The organism is Pantoea sp. CTOTU50773 (genome assembly GCF_032082325.1).
Taxonomy (GTDB): domain Bacteria; phylum Pseudomonadota; class Gammaproteobacteria; order Enterobacterales; family Enterobacteriaceae; genus Pantoea; species Pantoea communis.
Genome location: NZ_DAMDQC010000006.1, coordinates 23,504 through 42,160, shown reverse-complemented (window position 1 = coordinate 42,160; position 18,657 = coordinate 23,504). Strand labels below are relative to the sequence as shown.

The 18,657-nt window shown below is 55.7% G+C and carries 16 protein-coding genes; 6 read left to right on the top strand and 10 right to left on the bottom strand.

Annotated features, from left to right (window positions below; all coding sequences use genetic code 11):
• Positions 1-219: 219 nt before the first annotated feature.
• Positions 220-762: a glycine zipper 2TM domain-containing protein gene (locus RT340_RS01890; protein WP_034822117.1), complete on the top strand. Its 543-nt coding sequence runs from the start codon at positions 220-222 to the stop codon at positions 760-762.
• A 165-nt stretch (positions 763-927) separates the two neighbouring features.
• Here RT340_RS01890 and mfd read toward each other — a convergent pair whose 3' ends face one another.
• Both mfd and RT340_RS01880 read right to left on the bottom strand, forming a co-directional pair.
• Entirely contained in the window at positions 928-4,371 is a 3,444-nt protein-coding gene (mfd, locus tag RT340_RS01885) for a transcription-repair coupling factor (RefSeq protein ID WP_211727788.1), read from the bottom strand.
• Between the two features lie 140 nt (positions 4,372-4,511).
• Positions 4,512-4,721, bottom strand: coding sequence for a hypothetical protein (locus tag RT340_RS01880; RefSeq protein ID WP_034822057.1), 210 nt, complete (start codon positions 4,719-4,721; stop codon positions 4,512-4,514).
• Positions 4,722-5,118: 397 nt separating this feature from the next.
• On the opposite strand from RT340_RS01880, the gene lolC reads away from it, so the two are divergent.
• The 5 genes from lolC (at position 5,119) to pepT (ending at position 10,585) form a co-directional block, all read left to right on the top strand.
• The gene (gene lolC / locus RT340_RS01875; RefSeq protein ID WP_313373747.1) at positions 5,119-6,318 is read left to right on the top strand and encodes a lipoprotein-releasing ABC transporter permease subunit LolC; all 1,200 of its coding nucleotides are present in this window, start codon (positions 5,119-5,121) and stop codon (positions 6,316-6,318) included.
• Positions 6,311-7,012 (top strand): lipoprotein-releasing ABC transporter ATP-binding protein LolD, encoded by a 702-nt coding sequence (lolD, locus tag RT340_RS01870; protein ID WP_034822051.1) that lies wholly within the window; start codon positions 6,311-6,313, stop codon positions 7,010-7,012. The genes lolC and lolD overlap by 8 nt, the downstream gene beginning before the upstream one ends.
• Positions 7,012-8,256 (top strand): lipoprotein-releasing ABC transporter permease subunit LolE, encoded by a 1,245-nt coding sequence (gene lolE / locus RT340_RS01865; RefSeq protein WP_038647554.1) that lies wholly within the window; start codon positions 7,012-7,014, stop codon positions 8,254-8,256. Before lolD ends, lolE begins: the two co-directional genes overlap by 1 nt.
• 149 nt (positions 8,257-8,405) lie before the next feature.
• Positions 8,406-9,239 (top strand): Sir2 family NAD+-dependent deacetylase, encoded by an 834-nt coding sequence (gene cobB, locus RT340_RS01860; protein ID WP_034822045.1) that lies wholly within the window; start codon positions 8,406-8,408, stop codon positions 9,237-9,239.
• A gap of 119 nt (positions 9,240-9,358) precedes the next feature.
• A complete protein-coding gene (gene pepT, locus RT340_RS01855) occupies positions 9,359-10,585 on the top strand; it encodes a peptidase T (RefSeq protein ID WP_038647552.1) in 1,227 nt (408 codons plus the stop codon).
• Positions 10,586-10,717: 132 nt separating this feature from the next.
• On the opposite strand, the gene RT340_RS01850 is transcribed toward pepT, so the two are convergent.
• The 8 genes from RT340_RS01850 to rluE all read right to left on the bottom strand — a co-directional run bounded on the left by RT340_RS01850 (position 10,718) and on the right by rluE (position 18,657).
• Positions 10,718-11,839 carry a cupin domain-containing protein gene (locus tag RT340_RS01850; RefSeq protein ID WP_313373741.1) on the bottom strand — a complete coding sequence of 374 codons (1,122 nt, stop codon included), beginning with the start codon at positions 11,837-11,839 and terminating at the stop codon, positions 10,718-10,720.
• 57 nt (positions 11,840-11,896) lie between these two features.
• On the bottom strand, positions 11,897-13,357 hold the full coding sequence (gene phoQ, locus RT340_RS01845) for a two-component system sensor histidine kinase PhoQ (protein ID WP_058962308.1): 1,461 nt from the start codon (positions 13,355-13,357) through the stop codon (positions 11,897-11,899).
• A gap of 3 nt (positions 13,358-13,360) precedes the next feature.
• Positions 13,361-14,029 (bottom strand): two-component system response regulator PhoP, encoded by a 669-nt coding sequence (gene phoP / locus RT340_RS01840; protein WP_034822036.1) that lies wholly within the window; start codon positions 14,027-14,029, stop codon positions 13,361-13,363.
• Positions 14,030-14,253: 224 nt separating this feature from the next.
• On the bottom strand, positions 14,254-15,624 hold the full coding sequence (purB, locus tag RT340_RS01835) for an adenylosuccinate lyase (protein ID WP_097119194.1): 1,371 nt from the start codon (positions 15,622-15,624) through the stop codon (positions 14,254-14,256).
• Positions 15,625-15,668: 44 nt separating this feature from the next.
• Positions 15,669-16,310 carry a high frequency lysogenization protein HflD gene (gene hflD, locus RT340_RS01830; RefSeq protein WP_034822031.1) on the bottom strand — a complete coding sequence of 214 codons (642 nt, stop codon included), beginning with the start codon at positions 16,308-16,310 and terminating at the stop codon, positions 15,669-15,671.
• Positions 16,311-16,345: 35 nt separating this feature from the next.
• Positions 16,346-17,458 (bottom strand): tRNA 2-thiouridine(34) synthase MnmA, encoded by a 1,113-nt coding sequence (mnmA, locus tag RT340_RS01825; protein WP_097119196.1) that lies wholly within the window; start codon positions 17,456-17,458, stop codon positions 16,346-16,348.
• 41 nt (positions 17,459-17,499) lie between these two features.
• On the bottom strand, positions 17,500-17,973 hold the full coding sequence (locus RT340_RS01820) for an NUDIX hydrolase (protein ID WP_313373737.1): 474 nt from the start codon (positions 17,971-17,973) through the stop codon (positions 17,500-17,502).
• A gap of 45 nt (positions 17,974-18,018) precedes the next feature.
• Positions 18,019-18,657, bottom strand: a complete 639-nt coding sequence (gene rluE / locus RT340_RS01815) for a 23S rRNA pseudouridine(2457) synthase RluE (RefSeq protein WP_236699797.1) — start codon at positions 18,655-18,657, stop codon at positions 18,019-18,021.

The following is an 18,657-nucleotide window of genomic DNA, read 5'->3' as shown; positions in this document are numbered from 1 at the left end:
GGTTACGGCGGTATTTCAGCCTCTCTCAGAACTCTCCGAAAAACTGGCCCTGACGGCTTTCCGCTGCGTTTCCTCCATTAATCTGATGTTGCAATTACGGACCATCTGTAAAACTTATATCCACAAACACGGCGCGGCGCGCACGCCGGTTATGCCTCGGCTACACAGGATTTCGTAGCGGCAGGAATGCGCGGTAACAACATTCAGGAGGACATTCCTGTGAATAAATCAATGTTAGCGGGTATCGGTATCGGCGTGGCAGCAGCGTTAGGGGTTGCCGCCGTCGCCAGCATGGATGTCTTTGATCGCGGCCCGCAGTATGCACAAGTTCTCTCGGCTACGCCGATTAAAGAGAGCATTAAACAACCGCGACAGGAGTGTCGCAACGTGACGTTAACGCATCGTCGTCCGGTACAGGATGAGAACCGCATCGCCGGTTCGGTATTGGGTGCAGTGGCGGGCGGCGTGCTCGGTCACCAGTTTGGTGGCGGTCGTGGGCGCGATGTTGCAACGGTAGCGGGCGCGCTGGCGGGCGGTTACGGTGGTAACCAGGTGCAAGGGGCACTGCAGGATCGTGATACCTACACCACCAACGAGCAGCGTTGCAAAACCGTTTATGACAAACAGGAAAAAATGCTGGGTTATGATGTGACCTATAAAATAGGCGACCAGCAGGGCAAAATCCGCATGGAAAATGACCCTGGCACCCGCATTCCGCTTGACCGTAATGGTCAGCTGATCCTGAATTCGAATCAGGCCTGATTGGGCAAAGACACGTCACAGCAGCAGTAACGAAAAAAGCGCCGTAAGGCGCTTTTTTTATGGTGGCTATCGGCGCGGCGAGATTCATCTCGCGTCCCGATAGCCCCCATGTTGCATGCAGAAGCGCAATGTATCGCTTCGCCAGGCGAGATGCGGCTGAGGACGCTAAATCCGGTTCTTCGCCAGCTCGGCAATGAAGCCCTGAATCCACTCCATCCGCACTTTGCGCTCTTCCAAATCACGAGTGAATCTCAGACGGGTCGGACCATCCAACTTCCACTGTTTAGGATCTTTTTGCAGCAGGCCAATCAACCAACCAGGATCGACATGATTCTGCGGCGCGAACTCGAAGAATCCGCCTTTTTCACTGGCTTCAATTTTACGCACGCCCAGTTCTCGCGCCACCAGACGTAAAGCCGCCACATCCAGAAGGTTGCGCGCCGCATCCGGCAACTTGCCAAAACGATCGATCATCTCAACCTTCAGTTCAGCCAGTTCCTGCTCGTCACTGGCTGAGGCAACGCGTTTATAGAGTGACAAACGCGTGTTCACGTCCGGGATAAAGTCATCCGGCAGCAGCGCAGGCATGCGCAGTTCGATTTCGGTCTGGTTGCTGGTGAGATCTTCCAGCGATGGCTCGCGCCCGGCCTTCAGCGCATCCACGGCGTTTTCCAGCAGTTCCATATACAGCGTGAAACCGATCGTTTCCATCTGGCCGCTTTGATCTTCGCCCAGCAGCTCGCCGGCACCGCGAATCTCAAGATCGTGCGTCGCCAGCGCAAAGCCCGCGCCCAGGTCTTCCAGCGAGGCAATCGCCTCCAGACGCTTCTGCGCATCAGTGGTCATGGCTTTTGGATGCGGCGTTAACAGCCAGGCATAGGCCTGATGGTGTGAGCGCCCGACGCGGCCACGCAGCTGATGCAGCTGCGCCAGGCCAAAGTGGTCAGCACGCTCAATGATGATGGTGTTGGCGCTCGGCACATCAATACCGGTTTCGATGATGGTGGTACACACCAGCACGTTAAAACGCTGGTGGTGGAAATCATTCATCACCCGTTCCAGCTCGCGCTCGCGCATCTGGCCGTGGCCGATGGCGATGCGGGCCTCCGGCACCAGCTCCGCCAGCCGCTGTGCGGCTTTTTCGATGTTCTCAACATCGTTGTAGAGATAGTAAACCTGACCGCCGCGTAAAATTTCACGCAGCAGCGCTTCACGCACCACCAGGCTGTCGTACTCGCGCACAAAGGTTTTCACTGCCAGACGGCGGGCTGGCGGTGTTGCAATGATCGACAGATCGCGCATGCCGCTCATCGCCATATTCAGCGTACGCGGGATGGGGGTAGCAGTGAGCGTCAGGATATCAACGTCCGCGCGCATCGCTTTAATACGCTCTTTATGACGCACGCCAAAACGGTGCTCTTCATCGACAATCAACAGACCGAGATCGTGCCATTTCAGGTCGTTTGACAGCAACTTATGCGTGCCGATCAGAATATCCACTTTGCCTTCACGTGCCTGTTCCAGCACCTGACTCTGCTCTTTCGCGCTACGGAAGCGTGACAGCATCTCAATGCGCACTGGCCAGTTGGCGAAACGGTCGCGGAAGTTATCGTAATGCTGCTGCGCCAGCAGGGTGGTGGGCACCAGCACGGCGATTTGTTTGGCATTCTCCACCGCGAGGAAGGCGGCGCGCATCGCCACTTCAGTTTTACCAAAGCCTACGTCACCGCACACCAGACGATCCATTGCCAGCGGCTGGCACATGTCGCTCAGCACCGCATTAATGGCCTGGCCCTGATCCGGCGTAGTCTCAAACGGGAAGCCTTCGCAGAACAGTTGATACTGATCGCGATCGTGCTTAAAGGCGAAGCCGGTTTTGGCCGCGCGTTGGGCGTAGATATCCAGCAGTTCGGCCGCCACATCACGCACTTTCTCCGCCGCTTTCTGGCGTGCGCGTGACCAGGCATCGCTGCCCAGCTTGTGCAGCGGGGCATTCTCATCCGCGCCACCCGCGTAACGGCTGATCAGGTGCAGTGATGAAACGGGCACGTACAGCTTGGCGTCGCCCGCATAGGAGAGCATCAGATATTCCGCGACAATGCCGCCGGCTTCCAGTGTAGTCAGGCCAATATAACGGCCCACACCGTGTTCCAGATGCACCACCGGCTGGCCGGGATGTAGCTCGGCGAGGTTGCGGATCAACACATCGGGATTGATGGTACGGCGATTATCCTGGCGACGACGGCTGACACGCTCACCCAGCAGGTCGCTTTCACAAATCAACGCGCGATGGCCCGCGCTATCAATAAAGCCGCGTTCGCTGGCACCAATCATTAAACTGTGCGGCTGTTTGGCGGCTTCTTCAAAGCGTTCAATCGGCTGTGGGCGCAGTTTGATGCGCGCCAGCAATTCCTGCAGGCTTTCACGACGGCCTTCACTTTCTACTGAGAAAATGATCTGCCCATCAAACTGCTCCATGAACTGACGCAGCAGATCGAGTGGCGCTTTCGCCTGGGCCTGCACCGTCAGTTCCGGCAGCGGTTGATAGCCGAGATTGGTATTGGCGGCTTTTTCTGGCAGCGTTTCGCTGCTGAGCTGCATGCGTGGCCAGGCTTTCAGTTCGCCGAGCAACGCGTCCGGGCGCAGCCACAACGTTGCAGGCTCCAGCAGCGGGCGCATAGGATCGATGCGGCGATTGTCGAAACGCGCGTTAGCATCCTGCCAGAAGCGATCGGCGCTGCCGTGCAGATCGCCACTGTTGAGTACCAGCGTGTTAGCAGGCAGATAGCTGAACAGGGTAGGCAACTCCTGCTCAAAGAACAGCGGCTGCCAGTATTCGATCCCGGCAGGCAGCGTGCCTTTGCTCACCTGCTGATAGACATGCTCCGGCTCGCGGCGCACATCAAATAGCTCGCGCCAGCGGCTGCGGAACAGCTCAATCGCCGCTTTATCAGTGGGAAACTCGTGCGCAGGCAGCAAATTGATGGCGTCAACCGCTTCCAGCGTGCGTTGGCTGTCCGCATCGAACAGGCGCAGGCTGTCAATTTCGTCATCAAAGAAGTCGATACGATAGGGCTGATCGCTGCCCATTGGGAACAGATCCAGCAGCGCGCCGCGCGTGGCGTACTCGCCGTGCTCCATCACCTGATCGACATGGCGATAGCCAGCCTGCTCCAGCTGATCACGCAGCGCATCGCGCGAGAGTTTTTGCCCCTGCTTCATCACCAGCGCATGTCCATGCAGGAAGCTGTGCGGACAGACGCGCTGCATCAGCGTGTTGACCGGCATAATCAGCATGCCGCGCGTCAGATTGGGCAGTTGATAAAGGGTGGAAAGACGGGCAGAGATAATGTCCTGATGCGGCGAGAAGCTGTCGTAAGGCAGCGTTTCCCAGTCGGCGAGATTGGTGACCGGCAGATCGGTGAACTGGCGAATCTCCTCCTGCAGACGCAGGGCAGATTGCATATCCGGCGTAATCATCAGCACCGGACCCGGGTGGCGTTCGGTAATACTGGCGCACTCAACCGCCTGAGCGGCGCCAATCAGTTCGCCGAGCTGACGATGATCGCCCGCTTTCGCAGGCAGGGTATAACGACTCTGTTCCGACATAAGGACTCGACATTCTCTCCTTGGATTCCAGGGCGTCATCATTCCATAATCCGCCCCCAGGATCATCTGTCGCGGTGCTATTTCTCATCGCCCTTCATACTTCGCACTGTGGCCGCGTTGGCTGCGTCTGCGAACCCCGGTCACTTACTTGATTGCTGTGTGTAGTGCATGCGCGGACGATCGACGTTAGCCCAGGACAACTCTTTTTCCAGATGATAGCTGTGGTTGCCGTCGTCCCACTTCACGTAATAGCCGGTTGCCGCATCTCCCTGTTCAAAGACGTTGACGATCTCGCCTCTGATTTCTCCCGATTTGTGTTTCACGATACTGCCCTTCGGAAATCTGAACATGGGTATACTCCTTTTCGCCCGGCATCTTTCGCACCGTGGCGGCGTTGGCTGCGCCTGCTAACCCCAGTCACTTACTGATGTAAGCTCCTGGGGATTAGCAAGCTTGCCGCCTTGCCACAGCACGAAATCTTTGGGCTGACTGCGGTGCTGATTAAATGGGCATACTGCGGTGCCGGCTGGACATAAATTTGTGCTACATGGAGAAGTCTACCGCAGGGTATGCCTAATAAACGCACAATAAGTATCATTATTTTGTCGCAATTTTATGCATTGACGCAGATTGCGACGTATTTGGATGCAACTTTGCCACAGACTCAGAGGGTTAGAGGTTTCATAAACAGGGCTGCTCCTTTATCATCCCACTACTTATTTTCAGGCAACTGCCAAGACGGATCTCATGTATCAACCAGTCGCGTTATTCATCGGTTTGCGCTACATGCGTGGACGTGCCTCAGACCGCTTCGGTCGCTTCGTCTCCTGGCTTTCCACCATCGGTATCACGCTGGGCGTGCTGGCGCTGGTCACCGTACTGTCGGTGATGAACGGCTTCGAGCGTGAGCTGGAGGGCAATATCCTCGGCCTGATGCCGCAAGCGTTGGTCACCAGCGACAAAGGCAGCATCAATCCACAACAGGTGACGGCGGAGAGCCTCAAACTGCAGGGCGTCACGCGTGTGGCCCCGCTGACCACCGCTGATGTGGTGCTGCAAAGCGCGCGCAATGTCTCAGTGGGCGTGATGCTGGGCATCAACCCGGACGAACAAGACCCGCTCACCCCTTATCTTGTGAACACGCAACAGAACGTGCTGCAACCGGGCCAATACAATATGATTCTCGGTGAACAGTTGGCGTCTCAGTTGGGCGTTAAACGTGGCGACCAGCTGCGTCTGATGGTGCCGACGGTGAGCCAGTTTACGCCGGTGGGCCGCTTGCCGAGCCAGCGTATCTTCACCGTCGCAGGCACCTATGCTGCCAACAGCGAAGTCGATGCCTATCAGATTCTGGTGAATCAGCAGGATGCCTCCCGCGTGATGCGCTATCCGCTGGGTAACATCACCGGCTGGCGTTTGTGGCTGGATAAACCGCTGAATGTGGATGCCTTCAGTGAACAGCACCTGCCGGATGGCCTGACGCTGAAAGACTGGCGCGAGCGCAAAGGCGATCTGTTCCAGGCGGTACGCATGGAAAAAAACATGATGGGGCTGCTGCTGAGTCTGATCATCGCGGTAGCGGCGTTTAACATCATTACTTCACTCGGTCTGCTGATCATGGAAAAGCAGGGTGAAGTGGCGATTCTGCAAACGCAGGGCTTAACCCGCCGACAGATCGTCGCGGTGTTTATGGTGCAGGGCGCCAGTGCCGGCATTATCGGCACCTTGCTCGGTACGCTGCTCGGCGTGCTGCTCGCCAGCCAGCTGAATAATTTGATGCCAGTGATTGGCCTGTTCCTGGATGGCGCGGCGTTGCCGGTTGATATCAACGTCTGGCAGGTGGTCACGATTGCGCTGGTCTCGATGATCGTCGCGCTGCTCTCAACCCTTTATCCGTCATGGCGCGCTGCCGCCGTTCAACCCGCTGAGGCTTTACGTTATGAGTAATACCCCTTTGTTGCAGTGTCGTGACCTGTGCAAACGCTATCAAGAAGGCAGCGTGCAGACCGATGTGCTGCGCAATGTGGCTTTTAGCCTGCAGCCAGGCGAACTGACGGCCATCGTTGGTAGCTCCGGCTCGGGTAAAAGTACCCTACTGCATCTGCTCGGCGGCCTCGATGCGCCCACTTCGGGTGACGTGGTGTTCGACGGCAAATCACTGAATGCGATGTCTTCTGCTGCCAAAGCCGAACTGCGCAACCGCGAGCTGGGCTTTATCTATCAGTTCCACCATCTATTGCCCGACTTCACGGCACTGGAGAACGTGGCGATGCCATTGCTGATTGGCAAAACCGCAAAAGCGGAGGCCGCCTCGCGCGCGCTGGAAATGCTGGCAGCGGTCGGACTGGAAAAACGCGCTGCGCATCGTCCTTCTGAGCTGTCGGGCGGTGAGCGTCAGCGTGTCGCAATCGCGCGTGCGCTGGTGAACCGTCCGCGCCTGGTGATGGCGGATGAACCGACCGGTAACCTGGACGCGCGTAATGCCGATGCGATTTTCAAACTGCTGGGCGAGCTGAATCAGCAGCAGGGCACCGCATTTCTGGTGGTGACGCACGATCTGAATCTGGCTAAACGTCTGAATCGCCAGATGGAGATGCGCGACGGTCAGCTGAGCGAGCATCTGACGCTGGGAGCCATCTGATGGGTTCGTCATTATCCCTGCTGCTTGGCCTGCGCTTCAGTCGCGGTCGGCGGCGTGGTGGCATGGTCTCACTGATCTCCATCATCTCGACCATCGGCATCGCCCTGGGTGTTGCGGTGTTGATTATTGGCCTGAGCGCGATGAACGGTTTTGAACGCGAGCTGAACAAGCGCATTCTGGCCGTGGTACCGCACGGTGAAATCGAGCCGGTGAATCAGCCTTTCCGCAACTGGCAGCCGATGATCGCACCGATTGAAAAGGTGCCGGGTATCGCTGCAGCGGCGCCTTACATTAACTTTACCGGCTTGATTGAGAGCGGCGCGAAGATGCAGGCGTTGCAGGTGAAGGGTGTCGACCCGCAACAGGAATCACGTCTGAGCGCTTTGCCGAGCTTTGTCGATGGCGATGCGTGGCAGCAGTTCGGCGCAGATAAACAGCAGATCATCCTCGGTGGTGGCATTGCCAAATCGCTCAACGTGAAACAGGGCGATTGGATCACCATCATGATCCCGAACAATGACGGTGAAAATAAGCTGCTGCAACCGAAACGTATTCGTCTGCAGGTATCAGGCATTCTGCAACTCAGCGGCATGCTGGATCATAGCCTGGCGCTGGTGCCGCTGGCGGATGCGCAAAAATATCTTGATATGGGCGACAGCGTCAGTGGCATCGCGCTGAAGATGAGCGATCCCTTCCAGGCGCAAAAACTGGTGCGCGATGCGGGTGAAGCCACGCATTCCTATGTCTATATCAAGAGCTGGATTGGCACCTACGGTTACATGTACCGCGATATCCAGATGATCCGCGCGATTATGTATCTGGCGATGGTGCTGGTGATTGGGGTGGCGTGTTTTAATATCGTCTCGACGCTGGTAATGGCGGTGAAAGATAAGAGCAGTGATATTGCGGTGCTGCGCACGCTGGGCGCCAAAGATGGCCTGATCCGCGCCATTTTTATCTGGTATGGCTTACTGGCCGGATTGCTCGGCAGCATCAGCGGCGTGGTGGTGGGCGTGCTGGTGGCGCTCAACCTGACGCCGATCGTGCGTGGGCTGGAGCACCTTACCGGTCATCAGTTGCTGGCGGGGGATATCTACTTCATTGATTTCCTGCCATCGGAGCTGCACTGGATTGATGTGATTTCGGTGCTGGTGACCGCCATCCTGCTCAGCCTGATTGCCAGCTGGTATCCGGCGCGGCGTGCCAGTCGAATCGATCCGGCTCGCGTACTGAGCGGACAGTAATGATAAAAAACGCAGCCGCCTTCGCGGCTGCGCACATTTTCAGCGTCTGTGGCATGCAGCCGTCATGCGCAGCCGCTATTATCGGGAACCATTATCCCGAGCCAAACACCCGACATGCGGTGACAACCACCGCAGCATAAGGAGCTTTTATGCGCATACCGCGCCGCCGCCTACGACTCGCCCGCGACAAGAAAAATCGCCGCAAAGTGCATCAGCGCTTTCGCCAGCGCATCTTTGAACGCGATCGCAAAGCTGAACTGGCTGCGCACCCGCAACCGCGCGTCGTGGTACTGACCGGCGCTGGCATCTCCGCCGAGTCAGGCATTCAAACCTTCCGCGCTGCCGACGGATTATGGGAAGAGCATCGGGTTGAAGATGTTGCCACACCAGAAGGATTTCATCGTAATCCCGATCTGGTGCAAGGATTCTACAATGCGCGCCGCCGTCAGTTGCAACAGCCGGAGATTCAGCCAAATGCCGCGCACAAAGCGCTGGCCGAACTTGAACAGGTGCTGGGCGACAACTTCCTGTTGGTGACGCAGAACATCGATAATCTCCATGAGCGGGCAGGCAGTCAGCGCGTGTTGCATATGCACGGTGAATTGCTAAAAGTGCGCTGTGAAAGCAGTGGTCAGGTGCTGGATTGGACGGAAGATGTTAAGCCGGACGATCGTTGCACCTGCTGCCAGTTCCCGGCCCGACTCCGTCCGCATGTGGTGTGGTTTGGAGAAATGCCGCTCGGCATGGAAGAGATTTATCAGGCGATCGAGAAAGCCAATCTGTTTATCGCCATTGGCACCTCCGGGCATGTCTATCCCGCCGCCGGCTTTGTGCATGAAGCAAAACTGCAGGGTGCGCATACCGTTGAGCTTAATCTGGAGCCGAGTCAGGTGGGCAATGAGTTCGCGGAAAGCCAGTACGGCTTGGCCAGTGAGGTGGTACCGGATTTTGTGCATACCTTTCTACGCGGGCTGTATAAGTAAGACGATACATGGTTAAGCACTTTGCGCTGAGAACGCTAACCTGAAGGATAATGATTTGACGCAACATGGCGCGCCTCACGCGCCATGATAATAACGCAGGTTCTTTAGAGGGATGACAAATGGATCAATTACTTGAGCGTTTTCTCAGTTATGTGGCCGTAGAAACTCAGTCAAAACCGCAGGCGCGTCAGGTGCCCAGCAGTGAAGGGCAGTGGACGCTGGCGCGTCAGTTACAGGAAGAGCTGATTGCACTGGGATTTGTTGATGTGTCCCTGAGCGATCACTGCTGCGTGATGGGCACTTTGCCCGCCAACGTTGACTGGCCGACCCCGGTGATCGGCTTTATCTCGCATATGGATACGTCACCGGATTTCACCGCTAAAAATGTCAATCCGCAGATTATCGAAAATTACCGTGGCGGCGATATTGCGCTGGGCAACGGTGACGAAATTCTCTCGCCGGTGATGTTCCCGATTCTGCACAAGCTGATTGGCCATACGCTGATCACCACCGATGGCAAAACCTTGCTGGGCGCAGATGATAAAGCGGGTATCGCTGAAATCATGACGGCGATGGCGCGACTGGTGAAAGAGAATATTCCGCACGGCGCGATTCGTGTGGCGTTTACCCCAGATGAAGAGATTGGACGCGGAACCTCTCATTTCGATGTTGAAGGTTTTGCAGCGGACTGGGCGTACACCATTGATGGCAGCGATCTCGGCGAATTTGAATTTGAAAACTTCAATGCAGCAACCGCGATGGTGAAAATCACCGGCAATAACGTGCACCCTGGCAGTGCGAAAAACGTCATGGTGAATGCACTGGATCTGGCGATGCGTTTCCACGCCGAGCTGCCCGCCAAAGAAAAACCGCAGTTCACCGACGGTTATGAAGGCTTTTTCCATCTGCATACCATCAAAGGCACGGTTGAGCATGCCGAGTTAATGTATTTGATTCGTGATTTCGACGCCGACAGTTATGAACAGCGTAAACAGCTGCTGGAAGAGATTGCTGCGCGCGTTGGGAAGGGGCTGCAGGCTGAATGCTCAGTGAAAGTAGAGATTAGCGACAGCTACCGCAATATGCGTGAGAAAGTTGAGCCACATCCGCAGATTATTGAGCTGGCGCTGCAGGCCATTCGTGATTGCGGGATTGAACCGGTGGTGAAGCCGATTCGCGGTGGCACCGACGGCTCTGCGCTATCGTGGAAAGGCTTGCCTTGCCCGAACTTGTTCACCGGCGGCTATAACTACCACGGTAAACACGAGTTCGCGTCATTAAATGTGATGTCGCAGGCGGTGGATGTGATTGTGCGCTTGTCTGCGCTGGCAGCAGAGAAGAAATAGTATGAAAAAGGCCTGCTAAGCAGGCCTTTTATCAATATCTTACGTGGCGGCGCAGTCAACAGCGTCTCTGTCGCGGCTAACACCTGTGGTAAATCGCGCCGTGATAAAGAGGCGCGATTTTAGCGCAACAGATTACTCACCAAAGAACCAGTAGCCGCTGTTGACCAGCGCCGCAAGCTGAGCCAGCAGCGACGGATCGTCCAGCGCAGCGCCGAAATCTTCCAGCGTTAACACCTGATTGTGTGCCAGTGCCGCCAGCACTTCCGGGTGGCTGCACGCCACGCGCTCGCCATTCACAAACACCGCATCGCCCAGCGTTAACACGCGCAGGCCACCAAGACGTGTCAGCGCATCGCCTTGCTGCAGCGCATCGTAAATCTCATCAGGCTGATACGGCGGCTCAGGAGGTGCGATATCCAGTTCGTGACGTGTCTGTGAGATAAACTCACCAAACCACTGATTAAACTGTTCTGGCTGATTAATGACATCCAGCATCACCTGACGAATTCCTTCCACTTCAGAAGGCAAAATCTGTGACGGGCAATCACGCGACGGCACATCCGGATCGCTGAAACGATAGCTGCCTAATTCGTGCGCCAGCATGTAATCAGCGAAGCCACTGATCAATTCACGACCGTTAGGTGCACGGAAGCCGACCGAATAGTTGATGGCATTTTCCAGCGAATAGCCTTCATGCGGGAATCCTGGTGGAATGTACAGAATGTCGCCGGGTTCCATCTCTTCATCGATGATGGCGTCAAACGGCTCAACCTGCAGCAAATCGGGATGCGGGCAGTGCTGTTTCATCGGCACTTTTTCGCCTACGCGCCAGCGACGACGGCCGGTGCCCTGAATGATAAACACATCATACTGGTCGAAGTGCGGGCCTACGCCGCCGCCCGGAACGGCAAAAGAGATCATCAGATCGTCAATGCGCCAGTCAGGCAGGAAGCGGAACGGGCGCATCAGGGCAGCAGAAGGTTCATGCCAGTGATTAACCGCCTGCACCAACAGCGACCAGTTGCTCTCGCCGAGATGATCATAGCTTTCAAACGGACCATGGCTAACCTGCCATTTGCCGTTGTTATGGCTCACCAGGCGGCTGTCCACCTCGTTTTCCATCGCCAGACCCGCCAGCTCATCAGGAGAAATGGGATCAATGAAGTTTTTAAAACCACGCTTGAGCACCACCGGACGTTTTTGCCAGTAGCGCTGAATAAAGTCGGGCCAGTTAATATCGAGCTGATAGTCCATACGAGTGTTCCGGTTAGGGCCATGAATGCAGGCAAGTATAACAGCCCGCAGGCCTTTCTACTCGCGGTGATGTTCAACTTCCTGACGCTGGAAAATCACTTCCATGCGGGCACCGCCTAGTGGGCTGGTGCTGGCGATCACCTTACCGGCGTATTGTTCGAGGATGTCGCGGACCACGGCTAAGCCAAGGCCCTGGCCGGGACGTAACGTATCGGCACGCTGACCGCGCACGAAGATCAGATCGCGTTTGCTTTCAGGAATGCCGGGGCCGTCATCATCAATAAACAGATGCAGTGCCTTATCGGTTTGTCGTGCGCTGACCTCAATAAATTCCAGGCAGTATTTGCAGGCGTTATCCAGCACATTGCCCAGCACTTCCATAAAGTCATTTTGGTCGCCGATAAAGGTCAACTCGGGGGAGATATCCAGGGTGATTTCGACCCCTTTGCGCTGATAAACCTTATTCAGCGCCGAGCAAAGGCTATCCAGTAGTGCCGACACCGAATGCAGATCGCGCTGCAGCGGATTATGATCGGCCTGCATACTGGCTCGATGCAGGTAGTAGCCAATTTGTTGTGAAATACGGCTAATCTGCTCCAGCATCACCGGCTCGGCCTGCTCCACGGTGAGCTCCTTGCCGCTGCGCAGGGAGCGCAAGGTACTCTGCAACACCGCCAGCGGGGTTTTCAGGCTGTGCGTTAAATCAGACAGGGTGGTGCGATAACGCGTGTAGCGCTGGCGCTCATTGGTCAGCAGCAGGTTGAGATTTCGCACCAGGCTGCGCAACTCCTGCGGTGGATTGTCATCCAGATTCTCGCGATGACCCGTTTCCAGTTCACGCACCTGCGCGGTTAAATCACCAATAGGGCGCAGGCTCCAGTGCGCGGCCAGCCACAGCAGCGGAATCACTAACAGCAGGTTTGCTGCCAGCACATAGCTAAACCATGACCACACCACATCCGAGTGCTGCAGTTCCTGAGGGATGGAATCCACCACGACGATGGTCAGTGCCGGTAAGTTGGTGGTGGCATCGTAACGGTTGACGGCGACCGAGTGGGTAAAGGTGTCGTTGTTGTCGCTGTCCAGTTGATGTAACCGCTCTTTGACCTCGGAGTTGTTGCCGATGGCGGCCAGACTGGTGCGATTTGTGGTGTCAATTTCATAAAAATCGGGCTTGAGCAGCCACTCACGCCGAATGTTTTTGCGGATGTCAGGCACATCACGCTGCTGCCACAGCAACTTGCCGTGTTCATCGTAGATGAACACCAGCGTCGGGAAATTGAGCGTCATCCGCTCTGGCTGGGCAATGGTCAGCTTGTTGTTTTGCCATTGCGCCAGGGTGAAGAACAGGTTGCTCTCGCCGCGCATCACGCGATAGGTGTTTTTATCGAAACTCACCACATAGCCGACTACGGCTACCATGCCGTAGGAGAGCGACAGAAACAGGACAATAGCGGCAGTCGCCAGTAAAAACCGGGCGCGTAATGAGAAAGGACGTAAGCGATTCAGCCAATTCATAAATCAGAGATCAAAGCGATAGCCCTGGCCGCGCACGGTGTTAATCACTTCGGTCGGATGGAGCGCAAGAATCTTTTTACGCAGGCGTCCCATCAAAACATCAATGGTGTGGCTCTCGCGCAGTTCGGCATCGGGATAGAGTTGCAGCATCAGCGAATCTTTGCTGACCACTTTTCCGGCGTTGCGGATCAAGGTTTCTACAATGGTGTACTCAAAGGCGGTGAGTTTGACCGGTGCATCATTGACGGTGACTTCGCGACGTGACAGATCAACCTGGAACGGCGGCATCGCAATGATCTGCGAAGCGTGTCCACTGTTGCGACGCATCAGCGCCTGCAAACGTGCAGCGACTTCTTCGATATGGAAAGGTTTGGTGACGTAGTCATCGGCACCGGCTTCAAGTGCTTCCACTTTAGCCTGCCAGCCTTCACGTGCCGTCAACACCAGAATCGGTTGACGCACAGCATCGCCGCGCCAGCGACGAATCAACGACATGCCATCTTCATCAGGCAAGCCTAAATCGACCAGCGCAATGTCGGGAATGTGTTCCTGCAGGAAATAGTCGGCTTCTTTGGCATCTTCGGCAGCATCCACCTGATGACCCATTTCACGTAACTGCACGGCGAGATGATGACGCAGCAGTGCATTATCTTCCACAACCAGAACACGCATAGAATTTCCTTACCTTCAAACTCAGTGATGATGGCAAGAGTATATGTTAAGCGAGCTAAACAAGAGAACAACACTTGATTGTCATTGTTTGAACGACAGCAGCAAAAAGCGGCGAGCATTCATTTCGGACACAGGCAACAAGGGATTGATGCACTTGCCGATTTGCTGGTGCTCGACTGCCTGAGGGAAAGGGTAGGGTGTGCGCGCAGGCACACCCTTAATGATTATTTTAAATCATCAACCATCTGAATGGCGCGGCCGAGATAGTTGGCCGGTGTCATCTGCTTCAGACGCACTTTCTCTTCTTCCGGCAGTTCGAGACTGTCGATGAAGGCCTGCATACCGGCTGCATCTACACGTTTGCCACGCGTCAGCTCTTTCAGCTTTTCGTATGGCTTCTCGATACCGTAGCGGCGCATCACGGTCTGGATCGGCTCGGCCAGCACTTCCCAGTTGTGATCCAGTTCGTCCAGCAGACGATCGCGGTTCACTTCCAGTTTAGAGATACCTTTCAACGTCGCCTGATAAGCGATCAGCGCATAGCCCACGCCGACGCCGAGGTTACGCAGTACGGTAGAGTCGGTGAGATCGCGCTGCCAGCGGGAAACCGGCAGTTTGCTCGCCAGGTGCTGCATCACCGCATTCGCCAGACCGAGGTTGCCTTCTGAGTTTTCGAAGTCAATCGGGTTCACTTTATGCGGCATGGTGGAAGAACCAATTTCGCCCGCGATGGTTTTCTGCTTGAAGTGATTGAGAGCTACGTAACCCCAGATATCACGGTCAAAGTCGATCAGGATGGTGTTGAAACGCGCGATGCAATCAAACAGTTCTGCGATGTAGTCATGCGGTTCGATCTGTGTGGTGTACGGGTTCCAGGTGACGCCCAGTGAGGTGACAAACTGCTCGCTCAGCTGATGCCAGTCCACTTCCGGATACGCAGCGATGTGGGCGTTGTAGTTGCCGACCGCGCCGTTGATTTTGCCCAGCACTTCGATTTTGCTCAACTGACGCAGCTGACGTTCCATACGGTAAGCGACGTTAGCCATCTCTTTACCCATGGTGGATGGCGTAGCGGGTTGGCCATGCGTACGCGACAGCAGCGGAATATCACGATACTCCTGCGCCAGACCTTTCACCGCATCGATAATTTTGTTCCAGAAAGGCACGATGACATCACGGCGAGCGGTTTCCAGCATCAGCGCGTGCGACAGGTTGTTGATATCTTCAGAAGTACAGGCGAAGTGGATGAACTCGGATACCGCATGCAGCGCAGGGATATCGGCCACTTTCTCTTTCAGGAAGTACTCAACCGCTTTAACGTCGTGGTTGGTGGTGCGTTCGATGGTTTTAATGCGCGCCGCGTCTTCTTCGCTGAAATTGGCGACAATGGCATCAAGGAAAGCGTTTGCGTCAGCATCAAATGCAGGAACTTCCTTGATCTCTGCGGTCGTAGCCAGTTTCTGTAACCAGCGAACTTCAACCTCAACGCGGAATTTCAGCAAACCGTATTCGCTGAAAATGGCGCGCAGCGGGCTGACTTTATCGCCATAACGGCCATCGACAGGTGAGACGGCGGTCAGAGAGGATAATTCCATCAGTGCAACTCCTGAATCGTTAACAAATTAGGGCAGGGTGGCGCTTAATACGCCGGGCCCAGCCGGGATAAAATGGTTTTGGCTTCACGCAGCAGACGCTGGCGCGAGAACATTAGCTGCAGGCGGCCACCGCCAACCTGCTGCCACAACACAGCGGCACGAATGCCTGCCAGCAAGGTAGCGCGTACTTTGCTTTGTACCTGAGAATTCTGTAATACCTGCGGCGAACCGGTGACCTGAATGCGCGGACCCAGCGGGCTGATCACATCGACATAAATCCCCGCCATGGCACTGGTAATAGTTTCTGATTCCAGCTCATAATGCGCGAGTTGGCGATCAAGCTGGGCAATGCGCTGAGAGAGCGTGTTCAGTGCTGCGCTGTTGCCGTGCAGTTTGCGTTCCAGCACCATCATGCTCAGGGTGTAACGTGTCAGTTCAGCTCCCGCGCCCTGACGGCTGCCGCTGTTCAACACCGCCATCAGCGATTCCAGACCGAGATGCAGATTCGCTTCATCATTGCCAAAGACCGCCAGCGTCGAGCCGGGGTTCAGATCCAGCAGGCTGCGCAGCGACACGGTTAATGCGGCATTGTTGCAACTGCCCTGGTGCGCTAATTGCTGCACCAGATGCGCGGACTGACAAATACCCGCCAGCGCGAGCGTTATCTCATAATAGTTCTTAGCCACGCTTAACTCCTGTCATCGCGTCGGCAGCGCCGACCTCAGGCTTCTGCCAGGGGCAGGCGCTGTTCAATAATGCCGCCGCCGAGGCAAACATCACCCAGATAAAATACGGCCGACTGGCCAGGCGTGACGGCCGCAACCGGCTCGTCAAAACGCACTTCAATACGCTCGGCATCGAGCGGGATAATTTCGCATGGAATATCGGTCTGGCGATAACGGGTTTTCACCGTGCAGCGCAGCGGGGCCGTCATTGTTTGGCGATCGACCCAATCCAGTTGCTGAGCAATCAGACCCACAGACATCAGGCGTGGATGTTCCGCACCCTGAGCCACCACCAGACGATTGCGCGCCACGTCTTTATCCACCACATACCAGGGATCGTCGTTGCTCTCTTTGCGACCACCAATACCCAATCCTTTGCGTTGGCCCAGCGTGTGATACATCAGACCCTGATGCTCACCGACAATCTCACCCTCAACGGTTTCGATTTCACCCGGCTGCGCAGGTAAGTAACGGCCAAGGAAGTCGCGGAATTTGCGCTCGCCGATAAAGCAGATGCCGGTCGAGTCTTTTTTCTTCGCGGTGATCAAATCCAGTTCTTCAGCGATACGACGGACTTCGGGTTTCTCCAACTCACCTACCGGGAACAGGCTTTGCGCAATCTGCTCATGACTCAGGGTGTAGAGGAAGTAACTCTGATCTTTATTGCCGTCGAGACCGCGCAGTAACTGGCTGGTGCCATTCACATCGGCGCGGCGCACATAGTGGCCGGTGGCGATGAAGTCTGCACCGAGATCTTCAGCCGCGAATTCAAGGAAGGCTTTAAATTTAATCTCTTTATTGCACAGAATATCGGGGTTTGGCGTGCGGCCCGCTTTGTACTCTTCCAGGAAGTGTTCGAACACGTTGTCCCAGTATTCAGCGGCGAAGTTGATTTTGTGCAGTTTCATGCCGAGCTTGTCACACACGGCTTGAGCGTCAGCCAGATCATCAGCGGCGGTGCAATACTCCTCGCCGTCGTCTTCCTCCCAATTCTTCATGAACAGGCCTTCAACCTGATAGCCCTGCTGTTGCAGTAACCAGGCGGATACGGAAGAATCGACGCCGCCGGACATCCCGACGATCACTTTTTTCTGGCTGTTGTCAGACATGACGCACTCTTAATTACGATAAAAACAGGCGGCGCATTCTATCATGCCGAAGCCGGGCGCGCACCTTCGTGAAACGGCCATTGGAACGGCGCCACCAGTTGCAGCGGATAACGCGCGCCTTGTTGCCACAATCGAACACTCTCGGCGACCAGCGGTGAACGCAGGCGATTCGCAGTGAGAATCTGCTCTGGCGGCAGCCACCAGCAGCAATCGATGTCGCGATCGTGCGGGGACGTCTCGCATTTTTCTGGCAGATCGAGGCCAAACAGGAAACGCACAAAAGGTGTATCGTCAGGCGCGATCCACTGCTGCACACCGAGGAAATACTCAGGTTGAGCGTCAATGCCGGTCTCTTCAAACAACTCACGCTGCGCCGCTTCTAAAATCGTTTCATTGGCTTCGAGATGACCCGCCGGCTGATTCAAGGTAATGCGGCCGTGAACACGCTCTTCAACCACCAGCAATTCGCCTTGTGCCTGCACAATACAGGCTACGGTTACATGAGGTTTAAACATCCTTCCTCCGAAATTGTTAACTAAAAGTTATTGAAAAGTCGTGATCTAAACGTTGGCACTGACATCGCGCCACTCTCCCAGGGCTAAATCGTTCAGTTGATATTTGCCCATGGCAAAGCGAATCAGGCGTAAGGTGGGAAAACCAATATGCGCCGTCATGCGCCGCACCTGACGGTTACGTCCTTCGTACAGGGTGATTTTCAACCAACTGGTCGGGATCGCTTTACGCTCGCGGATCGGCGGCTGGCGCGGCCACAGCCACTCTGGTTCAGTGACTAATTCCACGCCAGCAGGCAGCGTGGGTCCATCATTGAGGGTGACGCCGTTGCGTAACAGGGATAAATCTGATTCCTGTGGTGCACCTTCAATCTGCACATAATAGATTTTTCCGGTGCGCTTTCCGGGCTGCGTAAGTTGCGCCTGTAGCGCGCCATCGTTGGTCAGAATCATCAAACCTTCGCTGTCGCGATCGAGGCGGCCGGCGGCATAAACGTCGCTAACCGGCACGAAATCCTTGAGCGTGCGGCGTCCCGCTTCATCACTGAACTGCGGTAAAACATCGAAAGGTTTGTTAAAGAGTATGACGCGTCGCGGTCCTTTTGGACGTGTGTCACGGCGCACGGGCTGGCGTGCTGCGGTGTTTGGACGCTTATCCTGGTGAATTCGTTGAGAAGTTTTTCGCAT